This is a genomic window from Grimontia indica (genome assembly GCF_000333895.2).
Lineage (GTDB): Bacteria > Pseudomonadota > Gammaproteobacteria > Enterobacterales > Vibrionaceae > Enterovibrio > Enterovibrio indicus.
The window spans coordinates 39991-57112 of record NZ_ANFM02000070.1 but is presented as its reverse complement, the minus strand read 5'-3'; the positions used below and the strand labels follow the sequence as shown (position 1 = coordinate 57112).

The window sequence follows — 17122 nt, the reverse complement described above, 5'->3', positions numbered from 1 at the left end:
GCCACACCCGCCGCAGTCAGCTTCACTTCATTGCCATCAATGGTTATCCAATCTGCATTCGCGCCTGAGATCGTGAAAGTCAGCTCATTTTCATCTGTATCGGAAGCAGAGATAGTCGCCACCACAGTATCAACAGAGACGGATTCTTCCATTACATCCGTCTCGTTCAGGGTGACAACAGGAGAGTTGTCGTTCACGCGCGCGACGGCCACCGTATCACTGGCAACGACGGTATACGTTCCGTCGAATGCCTGAACTGAAATCGGCATGCTGGATATCGCGTCCACACCGTCTTGATTGATAGCGGCAACACCATCTGCGGTCAGGTATACACCGTTCCCGTCGAGACGGAAGTAGCCGTCATCATTGTTTAACAACGTCAGCGAGACATCATCTCCGTCCTCATCTGACGTTGTGATGGTCGCCACCAGCGTTGATTCTGTAACCGACTCTTCGGTCAAATCTTCAACAGCAAGGGAAAGTGTTGGCGGAGTGTCGTTATCACGACCAACAAGAAGCGTGGCGGAGGCATCCGTAACATTTTCCCCGTCACTGGCCCGAACAGAGATCGTCAGGGAGCGGATATCCAAACCGTCATCCTGTACCGCCGCGACGCCATCCGCGGTCAGGGTTACTTCACCGTCAGAAAGGAGGAAGTAGTTATCCTCGTTGCCAACCAATGACAGGGTGACATTATCTCCATCCGCATCAGCAGTGCTCACAGTCGCCACAACCTGCCCGACGGTGACGGCACTTTCAGAAATGTCACTGATGGAGATGTTCACAGTAGGACCGTTGTCGTTCACTCGAATGACTGAGATTGTGTCGGAAGCACTGGCTTGGAAATCACCGTCGGAGACGGTCAGGAAGATGCCCAATGATTCGATATTCAGGGCATCATTATTGATCGCTTCAACACCTGCTGCCGTCAGCAGCACTTCGCCATCTCCTAGCGAAAAATAGCCGTTATTGTTATCTGTCAGTGTGTAGCTAAGGGTGTTGCCATCTGCATCGGAGGCTGAAAAGGTCGCAACTACCATGCCTTCAGAAACAGACTCCTCAGTCACATCAACCGCTTCCAATGTCAGCGTGGGGACGTTGTCGTTCACCTTGTTGATAGCAAGCACGCCAGATGCCTGCTCACTCAACTCACCGTCATCAGCCTCGACCACAATCGACATACTTTCCAAGCCAAGGGCATCGTTGTTAATCGCATCCACGCCAACCTGGGTCAGCACCACATTGTCGTCCTGAATGCGGAAATATCCGCCTTCGTTATCAAGCAGATTGAGGGAAACGGTATCATTATTCGCATCCGTCGTGGTGATAGTCGCCACGACCTGACCTTCAATGACTGACTGTTCTGTGACCGTCAGCATCGAGAGCGTGACAGAAGGCGCCTGATTGGAATCAGTGGGTGATGGCTCTGGAGATGGCGTGGTTGGTGTAGTTCCGGGAGTCGTGGGGGCTGACGACGTCACATCCGTCGCGTCAGTGGTTTGTGTCGCTTCGTTTAATTGTTCAAAGAAAAAACGTTGCAGTGAAGAGAGGGAGCTAAGCTGAAATGCCGTCAGATTGTTTGCATTCAGTGATTCGACATTTTCACTTTCCTCACTTTCTCCTTCTTCCAGCAGCTCAGTCAGGCTTGGGCGTGAGCCAGAACCTTCCACAACCACATCACCGGCAACAAAGAATGTGGATGAACTGGTGACTTGGCCAGCAGCTGGATCTGCGTTTTCGCTGGGGTCCTCCCCTTCTTCGACGCCGCGCCGAGCTGCATTCACGTCCTCGTTAGCATCAGGTGGCGTTTCAAAGCGAAAGCCACTGTTGGCATTCACCTGAATTTCCCTTTCACCATTTTCTTTGAGAACCGCGCTACTGCCGTTTTCCGTGACTAGCACTTCTTCCGGTTTAAGCTCTGCGTATTGTTCTGCAGCCCTTACGCTGCCATCCGGTGCAAAAATTAATGCGTTACCATCCAGTTGCGTAATAATCATTTTGCCGGCCATTGTGTTGCCCTCATACTCGGATCAACGGCTTCCTGCCTGTTGAAGCGGGTAAATTTCGTGCCAGACGCACTTCTCCATTACTAACCGTAGTGCATATGTCTTGTGACTGGATCGCGTGATCTTAATCCTAAACTCAGTCTTTTGGAGGAGAAGGGATGAGACGACAACCTGATGGCTAGATAGCTTGTTGATATAAAAATAAAAAAGGGACGCTTCAGCGTCCCTTTAACAACGATAAGTAGGATTATGGCAAGGTCTTCAAACTCTGCTCATAATCATCAAATGTCTGCATCACAGTGTTTTCCGCACCGCCTGTCGCTTTACTCACAGCGATAATTGCAAGACCCGCCAGAACGAAGCCAGGGACAATCTCATAGATATCGAAAATCCCGCCAGTCAGTTGTTTCCAAACGACCACGGTCACACCACCGACAATAACACCAGCCAGTGCGCCGTTGCGGTTCATGTCTTTCCAGAACAGGCTCAACAACAAGGCTGGACCGAACGCAGCACCGAAACCAGCCCAAGCGTAAGATACTAAGCCCAGTACCGAGCTTTCTGGGTTCATCGCCAGCATCAACGCAATGATGGAAATACCTACCACGGCGAAACGACCAACCATGACCACCTCTTTGGTCGATGCATCAGGACGGAACACTTGTTTGTAGAAATCTTCGGCCAGAGCAGAAGATGACACCAGCAACTGGGAATCCGCTGTGCTCATCACCGCCGCCAGAATTGCCGCCAGCAAGATACCTGCAATCACAGGGTGGAACGCCGCGTTCACCAGATACATAAAGATGGTTTCGCCGTCTTCCAGTTCACCACCGAGGTGTTGATCAACGTACAGGATACCCACCAAACCAATCAGGATTGCGCCTGCCATAGAGACAGCACTCCAACCCACGGCGATACGGCGTGCTGTAGTGATGTCCGCATTGGTACGTGTTGCCTGGAAACGTGCAAGGATGTGCGGCTGACCAAAGTAACCAAGCCCCCAGGCCACCAGAGAGATGATCGCCACGGCAGTCAGAGGCTCACCGTTAACATCTTGCCAAAGGGTCAGAAGCTCAGGGTTTTTCGCTTCCAGCGCAGCAGGCAAGTCAGTGAATGAGCCATCCAGCGTTGCAATTGGCACGATCATCAGTGCTGCCGCCATCAAAAGGCCTTGCACCAAGTCAGTCCAGGATACTGCCAGGAATCCACCAAACAAGGTGTAAGAAACCACACAGACAGTGCCGATGACTACCGCTGTGGTGTATTCAAGGCCAAAGACTGTCTCGAACAGTTTACCGCCTGCAACCAAGCCTGAGCTGGTATAGAAAAGGAAGAACAGCAAAATGAAGAAGGCAGAAATGGTCTGCAACAGTTTTGATTTATCTTCAAAACGGCGAGACAGGAATTCGGGGATGGTCAGTGCATTGTCTACTTCGATGCTATAAGTACGAAGTCTTTTGGCGCAAATCAACCAGTTTAAGTAAGTACCCGCTAACAGACCACCTGCAAGCCACAGCGATTCAATACCCGCTGCGTAGGCATAGCCCGGCAGACCAAGCAGCAACCAGCCACTCATGTCTGACGCACCGGCAGATAATGCCGCTGGCCAAGGCCCCAGTGAACGCCCACCAAGGAAGTAGTCTTCTGAGTTTGACGTGCGCTTGTAAGCGTATACGCCGATTGCGAGCATTAGAATCAGGTACACGATAAACGTGGCGCTGATTGCAAAGCTGTTTTCAATCATGTTTTTTCCCTCAATAACAAGGCACAAAGATTGAGGATCATAGATCTCCAGTGCCTAATTCCGATTATTTAAAACCGTCAGCAACAGAAAACCCAAGGTCTCTGCTGTGCCAGCAGAGAACCGAGGGGCTGTTGATTTTTAGTGGTTAAATTTTGTTCTCGCTATAAGCGTTTTAGGCGCGGCGAGGTGTGTGCCGCCTAGTTATTCTAAGCAAATACACCTCAACAAAGCATAAAACGCTTAGAGCAGAACCCTTCGGGCAGCGTTTGTGGGGTATTTCTGCTGCGTTATCGGCTTCTCATGTAGGCTAGCTACACATCAAAGCCTCTGCCTTGCATAAAACCCCCACAAACTGCTGCAAAAATCACCACCAAAGGTCAACAGCCCCTTGAGCTTCATCACATCGGGTTACTTGGGTTTAATGTTCGCCACTACCAAGTTCCAGCAGGGTGGCATTGCCCCCTACCGCAGTGACGTTTATGGTTCTCGTCCGCTCGGTAATAAAGCGGAGTAGATAGGTTGGCGAAGCGACAAGAGGTAATTGGGTTGCGTTGTCTTCAGCGACAAACTGCACCAACACACCATCTCGAGCTGCCAGTTTTCGGTTCATAGCAATCAAGGTTGCTGAATTCGCCACCGCGGCCACACCACAAATCGGTGCAGAGACAATGACATCCTCCGTTGTTTCGCCATCAAGCAGTGAAACAAGTCGGTTTGGTACACTGGCTTTCACCAAATCGCCAATCAGCGCCTCAGCTTCATGTTTCAACGATGCTGGTACTGACAACAGCGCGCAATTACCTGCAACCAACGCGGCCGTCAATTGGCCTGCCAACGCAACGACAGACAAAGACTCATCGCCTGTCACCAGAAACAGTCCACGGCCCGCTGTATAGAGCTCGTTGGTTTCACCCGTTGGACCAGGCATATCATGGACAGGTGCAATCAGAGCTTCTGCCTGATTAAGGTGGAAGCGAATGAGGTCTGCTGCAGGCTTAAAATCACCGCCACGTTGCCCTACATTGTCCGCCCAGTTGCTGAGCAGCAACACACGCTCCAGTACACCCAGATTATTCCACTCTTCCCAAACAGCTTGGCTCTGCGCCGCCAGCGTCGATACTTCATTCATTGCTTGCGTTCCTATTACCTTGCTCATGCCACAACCTCCTCTTTCGTGAAGCGATAGAGATAGTGAGGTCCACCTGCTTTTGGCCCAGTTCCTGACAAGCCTTGTCCACCAAATGGCTGCACGCCGACCACCGCACCAACCTGATCGCGGTTGATGTAGCAGTTACCGACTTTGGCGCGGGATTCAATGTAGCGGTAAGTGCTTTCGTTGCGGCTATGAACACCTAACGTCAAGCCAAAGCCTGCGTTGTTGATGTCATCAATCACGCTGTCGAGTTCGTCAGCGTGGTATCGCACCACGTGTAAGATTGGGCCAAAGTGCTCTTCTGAAAGCATTGAGATACTGTCGATTTCAAACGCCACAGGTGCAATATAAGTGCCTACGCGGGTTTCGCTTTTCATTGGGGCTTTGGCAATGAATTGGCTGGTTTTGAACAATTCGTTGATGTGGTTCTGCAACTTCGCCTGAGCCGTTTCATCGATCACAGGGCCAACATCGGTCGAGTGAAGGTAAGGTAAGCCAATACGCATTTCCGCCATGGCACCTTTGATAAGATCAATCACACGATCTGCCACATCCTGCTGCACATAAAGCACGCGAAGGGCTGAACAGCGCTGGCCTGCAGAAGCAAAAGCAGAGCGAAGTACATCGCGTACCACTTGCTCAGGCAGTGCAGTACTGTCGACCAACATAGCGTTCTGACCGCCCGTTTCTGCAATAAACGGCACCGGCAAGGCGTCGCGGGAAGCAAGCGTCTGGTTAATGCGCTGCGCTGTCGGGGTCGAACCGGTGAAGGCAACACCTGCGATGCTGTCATCCCCCGTCAATACACTGCCGATTTCTGCGCCACTACCCGGCAACAGATGGATCACACCGGCAGGAATACCTGTTTCCAAGAGCAGCTCAATGGTACGGAACGCAATCAGTGATGTTTGCTCAGCCGGTTTGGCGACAACGGTATTGCCCGTTACCAAGGCAGCTGAAATTTGACCAATAAAGATCGCGAGTGGGAAATTCCAAGGGCTGATACAGGTAAACACCCCACGGCCTTCACGTCGCAAAGTGACCGACTGGCCATCGAAACGGGTGAAAGATTGCAAGTCGCCTTCAATCATCTCCGCCTGAACCGGGTAGTAACGGAGGAAGTCTACAGCTTCACGCACTTCGTCAATGCTGTCGTGAATAGTTTTGCCCGCTTCACGGTGACAAAGTGCCACCAGCTCGCCCAAATTCTCTTCAAGCAAGTCAGCCAGCTTAAGTAAGTACTCACCTCTTTCTTTGGCAGAAAGTGCTCGCCAACTATCGACATTGGCTGCGGCGACATTCAGCGCTTCTTTGGCTTGCTCTGGCGTCGACCAGTTGATGCTACCCACTTTCAGGCGGTGATCGTAAGGAGCAACCACTGTGTGAGCATCACCTGCCAGGCGTTCACCATTGATGATAGGTCCCGCACTCCAGGTTGCATCCATAAAGGCCTGAACCTTGGCATCATAGGCTTCCCATTCGCTTTCAATGTCGATCGCAACACCTTTGGAGTTCTGGCGTGATTCGCCAAAAATCTCAGAAGGCTGAGGAATTCGCGCATTGTGCAGCGTTGGACGTGACGCCAATGTATCAACCGGATGTTGAGTCAAATCAGACACCGGACATGCAGCGTCGACCAAACGGTGAACGAACGAGCTGTTGGCACCATTTTCAAGCAGACGGCGAACCAGATACGGCAGCAGATCTTTATGGCTGCCCACTGGCGCGTAAATACGTACAGACTGACCAAACATTTCTTTAGCATGGAAGTAAAGTGCATCCCCCATGCCATGCAAACGCTGAAACTCATAGTTATCATGCTGAGCCATGGCTTTCACTGCCGCTACGGTTTGCGCATTGTGGCTGGCAAACTGCGGATAGATAAACCCATTCACATGCTCAGAAAGCAGGAAGCGTGCGCAGGCAAGATAGGCCACGTCGGTGCCTTCTTTTCGGGTATAAACCGGGTAGCCAGGTAAGCCCGCTTGCTGTGCCAACTTAATTTCGCTGTCCCAGTAGGCGCCTTTCACCAGTCGCATCGGGATCACGGTGCTGTGCTCTTTCGCCAACGCCGCCAGCCAGGTAATCACGGGCAGGGCACGTTTAGAGTAAGCCTGAACCACCAGACCAAACTGACCCCAGCCTTTGATATCTTCGTGAGTGAAGAGTTTTTCAAAAAGCTTCAGTGACAGTTCTAGGCGATCCGCTTCTTCTGCATCAATGGTGATCGCCACACCCAACTCCCTGGCGCGCTTCAGGAGGCGAAGCACAGTCTCAGCCATTTCGCCCATGACGCGGTCTTCGTTCGCCACTTCATATCGCGGATGCAAAGCAGACAGTTTGATGGAAACAGAAGGTGATGGCCCGTTACCTACAGACAGTTGCTGGGAAACAGTTTCAATCGCCACCATGTAATCATTGAAGTACTTTTGTGCGTCTTGGGTAGTAAGCGCAGCCTCACCCAACATATCAAACGAATAAGTGAAGCCTTTCTGGCGCAGTGGTTTACCGTTTTCCAGCGCTTCGTTGATTGAACGACCGAGGACAAATTGGTGACCCATGACTTTCATGGCTTGATGCATCGCCTGACGAATCACAGGCTCAGACATCTTGTTAACCAAACGATTGAGTACCTTTCCTGCACCGCCTTCTTTGCGCTCATCGATGGTGACAACTTTACCGGTGAGCATTAGTCCCCAGGTCGAAGCATTCACAAACAAAGATTCGGAATTTTTTAGGTGAGCTTTCCAGTCTGCCACGCCCAGCTTGTCACGGATCAAGGCATCAGCGGTTTTCGCATCCGGCACACGCATCAATGCTTCTGCCAGACACATCAGCAAAATGCCTTCACGGGTATCCAGACTGTATTCGAGAAGAAGTGCATCAATCATCTGCACGGCCGTTTTATCCGCACGCACACGCTCAATCAGATCAGCCGCTTGGGTTTCCGTCTGTTTTCGCTCTTCATTAGAAGGTGTTGCAAGTGGGAGCAGTGATGCGAGCAACTCACTTTCATCGACACAATAGTGCGAAGAAATATGAGGCCATAGCGCGGAAGCGGGTTGCTCAAGGTAACTTGGCACCAGCACATCGGTCGCTTTTAACATAAGCAGATTCCTCTCTCCATCAACCACGAGGCAGTGGCATATGTTACTAATATGTTAGATTAAAGACCGATTCTAGGTATGAGGTGCCGATGAGTCTTTCAAAATTCTGCGGCATTATTGCAAAAAACTCCGATGATTAACAAACAGAGAACCACGGCCAATGCGTGCCGATAACAACTTTTTGCATATGTTGATGATTTAGATCAGGGTTACTGCTCAGTGCTGCTGGCGAAAACGGGAAGGAGATACGCCAAACACACGGGTAAACGCAGAGGTGAAACCGCTTTGGGAGGCAAAACCACAGCTGTCTGAAATCTGTGCCAAGTTCAACTCGCTGGTGCTAAGCAGTTCCTGCGCGAGTTCAAAACGTTTCTTCAGCACATATTGATGCGGGGTTACGCCCACTTGGGATTTGAATAACTGATGGAACTGGCTTTCTGCCAGAAAAACAGAACCTGCCAGCTGAGCCACGCTGATCTTGCGACTGATATGTTGGCGAATGTAGAGATCGATGATATCCATGTTCAGACGGTGACCATGACGTCGCGGCGCGATTTGCTCACGGAAATGACGCTCCATGACGCACAGTAAGGTATCGGCACAGGCGCGTCCCAACATGACATCATGTGGGTTGGCGATCATTTCAGACGTCAACGCTTTCACCAACGTCTGCGCCTGACTGTCCAGTTGAAAATAGGCATCACGGTCGAACAGGCGCTCTATTTTGTCTTTCATGCTGAGTTCGCCGAGCAAGACAGACTCAGGTAAGTTGATCACCAAAATTTCGTTTTGCCCGACGCCAGAAAAAGCATGGAGCTCGGACTCGGAAACGAGGCACCCCTGACCCGGCCCGACAAGACTGCCGCGCCCGGAAAGTTCAAACTCAGTTTGGCCTTGCAAACCAATCACCACCTGACGGTATTCGTGCGCATGCAACGACGGGTGATTAGGTAAAGCAATAACCTGAGAGTGCTTCAGTTCGGATGCCATAGTTAACGATTGTAGTAGGGAAACTTCAGCTATTCTGCCACGCTCTAGCGGAAATCGAGAAGAAAAATCGCCTCGGAAAGATGATCAAGAGAGGGCCAAACTACGGAGGTTGTCATTTCAATACCAAAATTGTGCAGGATCTCAACAAACAGACCATTGCGATCACAGGTGAAATTTGCTTCCGACGATAAGTAAGGCCCAAGATAATCTATAACTCATTGTAAAATATCATTTAAATTCACTAACCAATCAGAAGCATGATGTAACGAATCACTTGATCATGCTTTCGGTAATTTGAAGGCATGATCTTTCCGTGATCATCGTTCCGGTGAAAAGGATCTTCCTTGTTTCATCGCAAAGGTTAACTAAGCCGCGTTATCCGGTTTAATTTATCCTTCACTCAGTATTGATATATCAAACGTCAAAAATATGACGATAAATAATCAAAATGCGTCAATTAAATGATATTTTTTAGCTATGATTGTTTTTACCAGACATTATTTCCTAAAACACAGAAAGCGGCTAAAATTTATTGAGTTATCACTCAAAAGATAAGCATTGAATAATAACGATAAGCGTCAAATAATTAGTAACATTAACAGGCTAATTGGCATTTACGTGTTAATCTAGCTAATTGGGACAAAGCTAATAAATACCGGGTTTTGCCGAGATACAGTAATGAGCAGGATGTCTTGGCGTAGTAAAGGTGTTTATGATTTCTGAGAATAAGCAAGGGACATATGAAAAGTAATCGCATCGCCGCGTTAGTATTCGCGTTATCGCCGATACTTCTTAGTAGTCAATCGCTTGCCAATGGGGCCAATGCGGCAACTGACGATCCTGTCGTTGCGCTGGAACAGAAGCTAGCCGATAAACGAAGTGAAATTAGCGTTCACGCTGAAAACCTCCAAACGCAACGAGATAAACTGGATGCTTTATTAAGCGAGCGTGAAACGCTGGCCACCAAAGCTATCGAGTTAGAGAAGAAACGAAATCTCGCCCAAGAACGTCTTGATGAGCAATTCCGTCGACTCCTCGAAAACCCAGATACCGATCTCACCCAATATAAAGATGATTACCAAGCTGCGTGGAGCGCAGTAAAAGATAATCAGTCTTCCACTCTAACCAATGATCAGGCCATTGCCGAACAGCAGCGTATTGTTGAAGGCGAAAACCGTCAGAAACAATTGCTGGTTAGCGCGTTGGAAAATCTGCAGGAATCCAAAAAAGAAGCCCGTGTTAAGCGTCTTCGTCAGGAACTGACCTTCGCAGATACTATCGAAGTGGTTCACACCATTACCTGTAGTGATTCGATGACGCTGGCTGCATGTTCAAATCAGGGCAAAACCCTGACCATGCAAAAAGCCGTTAATACCTTCCAGGCTCAGGTGCTGGATAATGTGACGGAATCGACCACTGCAAAACTCAACGCCAACCGCGTGTCATTCAATATCCATGTGATGAACAATAACGTGGTCGACAGCGGCTTTAGCGGCAACAATCGTTACATTACCCGTATGCAAGCGGAAATGCGCAGCCAGCCTGACGAAAACGCAGCATGTAAATTGCTGGATTTCGCTGAGCGCTACTGTGTGGAGAACTCTTTTACTTCCGCCAAAGCAGCACCGAAGCAACAAGCAAAACGCTGGGTTAATGTAAAAATCCGTTCAAACCGTTATGAAGACAATGTCACCATCAACGGTGTGACTTACGGCTCAACGCCAGTAGAGATCATGCTGCCAGCAGGCCAACACCAGTTGACCGTTGAGAAGCCAGGTTTCGAACCGTACAGCCGCCAGATGTTCATGAACAAGGATTCTACGGTTTGGGCAAACCTTCGCGAACAGGAGAACCGTCCACAGCCGGGAAAGCGTTTCGCTGACAAACTCTCGAATAATCGTCAGGCACCTAAAATGGTGGTGATTGGTGCAGGCCAATACCGCGTTGGCTTTGAAGCCAAACAACCGGTGGTTGTCGACCAACCCTTCTCTATTGCAGCGACGCCCGTCACTGTGAAACAGTTTGGAGAGTTTGTCGCCGCAACAGGCTATGTGACGGACGCCGAAGAAGGCCAGGGATGTACTTCTCTGATCAACGGCGAACCAAAACAGCTGCTGAATCACAACTGGCGCAAACCTGGTTTTGACCAAGCTGAGAACTCACCTGTTGTCTGTATCACTAAAGATGATGCACAAGCCTATTCTAAATGGTTGAGTACGCAAACCGGGTTCAGCTATGCCCTCCCAACCGAAGTTCAGTGGGAAGTGGCAGCGCGTGCCGGCAGCGACTCTGACTTTTGGTGGGGCAACGATATTGGTGTTGGTAACGCCAACACTGGCTGGAGCGGCACCGTTTGGTCAAACAGAAGCACTTCGCCTGTCGCAAGCTTCCCTGCTAACCCATTCGGTGTGTATGACACTGCAGGTAATGTGTGGGAGTGGGCAGAAAGTCAGACACCTGTCGCCCGTGGCGGTGCTTGGAGTTTCTCACCAAGCAGCGCGCGTGTTGCAGAGCGTCTAGAGCTGAAATCAGATATTAGCGCCAACTACCTTGGCTTTAGGGTCGTGAGAAACATCTAGTTTCCAACGTCTCTTTATGTCCCTAAAAGCCCGCGATTGCGGGCTTTTTCATGCTTCACAATTATTGGCAGTCCCGCCTGAACATCCCAAAAAATATCAACAGAAAAACGAGATCAAGGTCGCTAATAACAAATAACATTGTCAGTTATTCACTTAATTAGTACATTCCCCCCCTGTCCGAATTTCTGGCTCCTCAGTATAGTGAGAGTCAAACAGGCGCATATTGCAGTATGCGCCTGTTTTATCACTGAAATTTACCTCGGTGACCCATCAGACAGTGTGTGATTACCCTTGAGCACAGTGTCAGGTGGCCTCTTCTACACGTCGTACAGGAAACTACTCTAGTGAGTGAGATCTTGTCTTTACCGGCTCCTACGAGCCGGTTTTTTTATCTAGAGACTTCGGATATTCCTGATCATTACTTCGAAGTAACCATATGATTAATATGCTTTTAATGTCATAAGCAATCACTTACAATACGATGTAACTTAAATCTATCGCCACCCAACGATGAACGACATATCCCTGCCACCTTCCATGCTGATATCCCTGTTTGAGCAACTCCCAGGCTGTTGGGGCTGTAAAGACACCCAGTCACGTTTTGTTCACGTCAATCTTGCCTATGCCAAGTTAGTCGGTGCTGACTCACCCGAGGCCCTAAGAGGGAGAGGCGATGAAGAACTTCCTCATGCGATTGCCGACTGCGCCGCTCTGTTCAAGCAACAAGATCGGCAGGTGATTGAAAGTGGTCGTTATATGCGGGTGCTCAACATCCACCCTTATCCCAATGGTCAATGGCAAGCTCATGTGTTTACCAAAGTGCCTTGGTATGGTGATGATGGGGAAGTATTGGGAACAATTTTTCACGGACAGGCACTGAACGACAATCCGATACTGGAAGTTGGTCAGTGGATTTGCAAAGCTGCAGGCATTGAACCAGTTGAGCCCCAGCCCGCTGCAAACACACAAGGAAGTGCATCACTTTCCGCTCGCGAATCAGAAGTGCTCTTCTTCCACCAGTTCGGTAAAAAGCCACAATTTATTGCGCAGTCTCTAGGTGTGTCGGTCAAAACCATTGAGAACCATTTCGCTAACCTGCGCGTCAAACTGGGTGCAGCAAGTAAAACCGAGTTGGTTGATAAAGCGCTGGAAAATGGCGTGGGGTGCAAAATCCCAGACTCACTGTTGAAGCAGCAACTGACTCTGGTGCTTTCAGAATAGCTTTTAGCGATATATACCCGATGTTAGGCATAAGAAAGCAGCGCAAAAGCGCTGCTTTCTTATTGGCTTAGAGCAGCGGAATTATGGCGCCAAGCGCTCAATATCCCACTGACCATCCTGTTCTTTCTGGAAGACAAAACGATCGTGCAGGCGATGTTCACCACCTTGCCAGAATTCGAAAGACTCTGGCTTCACGCGGAATCCGCCCCAAAAGGTTGGCACTGGCACTTCGCCCTTGTCGAACTGTTGCTTCAGCTCCATGTATTTGCTTTCCAATGCTGAACGCGCGGTAATACGCTCGCTCTGACGGCTCGCCCAAGCGGCCAATTGGCTCTCTTTAGGACGGGATAGAAAATACTTCATTACTTCAAGCTTGCTGAGTTTTTCTGCGGTCCCTGTGATATGTACCTGACGCTCAAGTGGATGCCATGGGAAATGGAGGCTGATACGTGAGTTATCTGCTAATTGTTTAGCTTTACGACTGCCGAGGTTGGTGTAAAACACAAACCCGTCGTTGTCGACATGCTTCAACAACACAATGCGTTGAAATGGCTGCCCATTTTCGTCAACGGTGGCAACAGTCATCGCCGTTGGGTCTGGCAGCTTGGCCTCAATGGCTTGTTTGAGCCAATGCTCAAAGAATTGAACCGGGTTTTCAGGCAGGTCTTTGCGTCTCAAACCGCCTTGGTTATATTCTCTGCGAATATCGTACAAATCCATTGTGGTGCTCCGAATACGTTTTTACGTCATTGTGATGGGGCATGCGTCTTTTCTCAAGCGAATTTCCGCACTCTACAGGCGGTTGGCGCTCATCACATCAACCAGTTATGGAACCTATTTAACAGGGAAGCTATGCGCCGTCGTCTTTTTATCTCACTGATCACAGCTATTGGCGTATTACTGACTGTATTGGTCGGTGTTTTCACCTACTCCTCAGTCGAAAAGCGCTTCACCACAGAAATTGAGTATGACGTCAATCAGCTTCAAGAAAAACTCTCTGCAGAGCTGTCCCGTTACAGTGAAATCCCTGTTGTTCTTTCTGCAGATCCAAGATTGAAACGTCTTCTACGTGTGCCGAAGAGTGAAAGATTACTGAATGATACCAATCTTTTGCTGGGTAACTGGAATACGCGCCTTAAAAGTGACGTGCTCTATCTGATGGACAAAAACGGCCTCACGCTGGCAGCCAGTAATGCCGGAGACGCACAAAGCTTTGTGGGACACAATTACAACTACCGTCCTTATTTTCAGCAAGCAATAGAAGGCAAGAAAGGGCGTTACTATGCATTGGGGGTGGTGTCTGACAAGCGCGGCTATTACTTTTCTTATCCCGTTTGGGATGGCGAAGAAATCACGGGTGTGCTGACCCTAAAAGTCGACCTTTCTATCATCGACAGCATCTGGGATCAGCAGAAATTCGACTATTTGATTGCCGATCCACTCGGAGTGGTTTTCTACAGCTCGCGCGACGAGTGGCTATATCAGTCCCTTTCCATTCTGTCTGACAAACAAAAAGAAACGATTCGTGACTCCCGACGTTATGGGGACTCGTCTTTAAGTCATCTCACAAGGTTCAAAGCACTGGAAGATATTGAAGCGCAGGACGCTCTCCATCTTGGCTTGCCCAATAGAGATCGCGAACGTGTGCTCGTCTCCAATACCGACCTTGGCACTGCTGGTTGGCGGATATACGGTTTTATTCCCACCAGCAATGCCTGGCCAGTGGTTACCCAGTCTGTCCTGATTTTCGCTACCTTCTACGGCCTGCTGGTTTTGGTGCTTACCGCTTGGCTCCAAACCGTCAAAACCCAGCGAAAACTTGCAAGGCTCAACGATGAACTGGAGCAAAAAGTGGCCTCAAGAACCGCGAGCCTTGAGGAAACCAACACCAAGCTGCGTCAGAGCATTCAACAATATGAAGACACACAAAAAGCCCTGCGCCAGACGGAAAATGAACTGATTCAGGCGGCAAAGCTGGCCATGCTGGGCGAGCTCTCTGCCAGCATTAATCACGAGATCAACCAACCTCTGGCCGCCATGCGCACTTATACCGAAAACAGCATCAAGCTAATGGAAAAGGAACGCTATGAGTCAGTCAATGGCAACCTTAACCAGCTCAATGAGCTGATTGGCTTGGTCGCAGACATTGTCGCGCGTTTTAAAATCTTCGCCCGTAAACAAAACCTCGAAGGCAAAGCACGCTCTTCAGTTGATGATGCAATTTCAGCATCACTGAAGTTATCAGCGGCAAGCTTTATCAAAAAAGGTATCCAGATCGCTTGCCACATCCCAGAGAAGGGACTGGTAGTGAATGCGGACACCGTCCAGCTTGAGCAAGTGATTTTGAACCTTCTGAACAATGCGTCACAGGCAGTGGCCAATACCCCTTCACCAGAAATTGGTATCAAGGTAGAAACCTTTCTTGATCGCGTATCCATCCATGTGTGGGACAATGGACCCGGCATTGATAACGACACCAAGAAGCATATTTTTTCACCCTTCTACACCACCAAAAAAGAGGGGCTCGGATTAGGGCTGACCATTTGCCGACGGATAGTTGAAGAGTTTGGCGGCAGCCTTCAAATCAGCGACCATCCAACCGGTGGCGCTGAGTTCACCATCACCCTTCAACGTCTTTACGATGGAGATACCCCGCAGTGACACCGGAAATATGGATCATTGATGATGAGCGCACTATCCGTGATGCGCTGAGCCAGACCCTGGAAATTGAAGGGTTTCACTCCCGCGCTTTTGCCGCCGCCAAAGAGGCACTTGAACAGCTAACTCCAGCGTTTGAAGGCGTGATTATCTCAGACATCAACATGCCGCAAATGGATGGCATGACGTTCTTAACCAAAGCCTTGGAAATCGACCGAGAGCTTTCAATTGTCATGCTGACCGGACACGGGGATATTTCTACTGCCGTTTCAGCCATGCGTCAGGGAGCTTACGATTTTCTCGAAAAACCATTCTCAACCGATCACCTGCTTGATGTCCTCAAACGAGGGGTTGATAAACGTCAGCTGGTGATGGAAAACCGCGAGCTGAAAAGGCAACTGGAAACGCAAAGTGCACCAGGACCAAGGATTTTGGGGAACGCGGATTCGGTCAAACAGCTCAGGAGAACGATCTTCCATTTGAAAGATCAAGACAGCGATGTACTGCTTCAAGGGGAAAGAGGAACAGGGAAAGAGCTGGCTGCACGCTTTATCCACGATCAGGGGACCAGACAGGACGAACCCTTTGTTGCACTGAAATGTCGCCAGGTCCCCGAAGCCTTGGTTGCGATGGAGCTGTTTGGATCCGAACAACAAGCGTATGCCACCCTGCCAAGTTATAAACACAGTAAGGTGGCAACGGCGGGTAAAGGCACCCTTTTTCTCGATGGTATTGAAGCGCTGCCTGCCAACGTACAGGAAAAACTCGCTGACCTGACAGAATCATCAGGCCGCCCGCGTATTATTGCGTCAACCCGCGTCGATTTGACTGCCAGCATTGCCCAAGGGCGATTCAATCAACGTCTGTTCCAGAACCTGTCTGAAACCACATTGGCATTTCCACCGCTGAGGGAGCGCAGCGAAGATGTGATCACCCTTTGCCAGAACTTCGTGCGCACCACCGCATCTCGCTTTGGTGTTGCCCCACCTACTTTAGACGCTGAGCACAAAGAAAAACTGCTACAACACTCATGGAAAGGCAATGTGCGGGAGCTTCAAGCGTACTCAGAACGCTGGGTGCTGATGGGAGAGCAATGCCTGACGAATGAAAGCGGGACAGAGCATGAAAAAGAACGCGACACACTGGCAGATCGCATTTTGAAAGTGGAGCGAGCTATTTTGTTCGATGCCCTAAACAGACATAACGGCATGCTCAAAGAGGTGCAAAATGAGTTGGGGCTGGCCAGAAAGACCCTCTACGAAAAGCTTAAAAAGCATCACCTCGACAAGCAGAGCTTTAAAGGATAATCCTCCAACCACCTCCTCGGTAGCTGGGCCTTGTTTTTGGCAGACCTTTAATATGAACCTAAACACTTAACCCTTCAAAAAGTCAGGAAAAATACGCAGCAAAACGAGCGGAAAATCCTACGTTTTTTTCACTTTTTAAAAGAAATTTTTTCCACACCACCAACACCCCTTCTTCGCGCTAAAGCCGCATGAGGCCTAAGTTACGGAATACTCGCCAGTTTCTCGCCAGTGAGAAACTGGCTCTTGCTCATTCTCGTTACACTGCTCCCGATTAGTGAGAATCTCATAGATAAACTACTCTTTTATTAGGGCATGTTGGCATTTCTGGCCTGCAACTCTTTTTGTCTTTCTTGGATA

Annotated in this window: 9 protein-coding genes and 1 pseudogene; 4 read left to right on the top strand and 6 right to left on the bottom strand. The window is 49.5% G+C overall.

Features of this window, described 5'->3' with window-relative positions; translation table 11 throughout:
• From D515_RS24310 to D515_RS24290, 5 genes and pseudogenes are all read right to left on the bottom strand, one after another.
• A pseudogene (locus D515_RS24310) lies at positions 1-2009 on the bottom strand (hypothetical protein); the annotation flags it as partial.
• A 244-nt stretch (positions 2010-2253) separates the two neighbouring features.
• Positions 2254-3750, bottom strand: a complete 1497-nt coding sequence (putP, locus tag D515_RS24305) for a sodium/proline symporter PutP (protein ID WP_002542610.1) — start codon at positions 3748-3750, stop codon at positions 2254-2256.
• A gap of 418 nt (positions 3751-4168) precedes the next feature.
• Positions 4169-4906: a hypothetical protein gene (locus D515_RS24300; protein ID WP_002542609.1), complete on the bottom strand. Its 738-nt coding sequence runs from the start codon at positions 4904-4906 to the stop codon at positions 4169-4171.
• Positions 4903-8010, bottom strand: a complete 3108-nt coding sequence (gene putA / locus D515_RS24295) for a bifunctional proline dehydrogenase/L-glutamate gamma-semialdehyde dehydrogenase PutA (RefSeq protein WP_002542608.1) — start codon at positions 8008-8010, stop codon at positions 4903-4905. Before putA ends, D515_RS24300 begins: the two co-directional genes overlap by 4 nt.
• Before the next feature lie 216 nt (positions 8011-8226).
• A complete protein-coding gene (locus D515_RS24290; protein ID WP_002542607.1) occupies positions 8227-9000 on the bottom strand; it encodes a helix-turn-helix domain-containing protein in 774 nt (257 codons plus the stop codon).
• 740 nt (positions 9001-9740) lie between these two features.
• Between D515_RS24290 and D515_RS24285 the strand changes: the two genes are divergently transcribed.
• Positions 9741-11579, top strand: a complete 1839-nt coding sequence (locus D515_RS24285) for an SUMF1/EgtB/PvdO family nonheme iron enzyme (RefSeq protein WP_002542606.1) — start codon at positions 9741-9743, stop codon at positions 11577-11579.
• Positions 11580-12089: 510 nt separating this feature from the next.
• On the top strand, positions 12090-12800 hold the full coding sequence (locus tag D515_RS24280) for a helix-turn-helix transcriptional regulator (RefSeq protein ID WP_002542604.1): 711 nt from the start codon (positions 12090-12092) through the stop codon (positions 12798-12800).
• 81 nt (positions 12801-12881) lie between these two features.
• Here the strand turns inward: D515_RS24280 and pdxH are convergent, their stop codons facing one another.
• The gene (gene pdxH, locus D515_RS24275; RefSeq protein ID WP_002542603.1) at positions 12882-13520 is read right to left on the bottom strand and encodes a pyridoxamine 5'-phosphate oxidase; all 639 of its coding nucleotides are present in this window, start codon (positions 13518-13520) and stop codon (positions 12882-12884) included.
• 132 nt (positions 13521-13652) lie between these two features.
• Between pdxH and D515_RS24270 the strand changes: the two genes are divergently transcribed.
• Both D515_RS24270 and D515_RS24265 read left to right on the top strand, forming a co-directional pair.
• Positions 13653-15461, top strand: coding sequence for a sensor histidine kinase (locus tag D515_RS24270; protein WP_002542601.1), 1809 nt, complete (start codon positions 13653-13655; stop codon positions 15459-15461).
• Entirely contained in the window at positions 15458-16765 is a 1308-nt protein-coding gene (locus D515_RS24265; RefSeq protein WP_002542600.1) for a sigma-54-dependent transcriptional regulator, read from the top strand. The genes D515_RS24270 and D515_RS24265 overlap by 4 nt, the downstream gene beginning before the upstream one ends.
• The last annotated feature ends 357 nt before the right edge of the window (positions 16766-17122 follow it).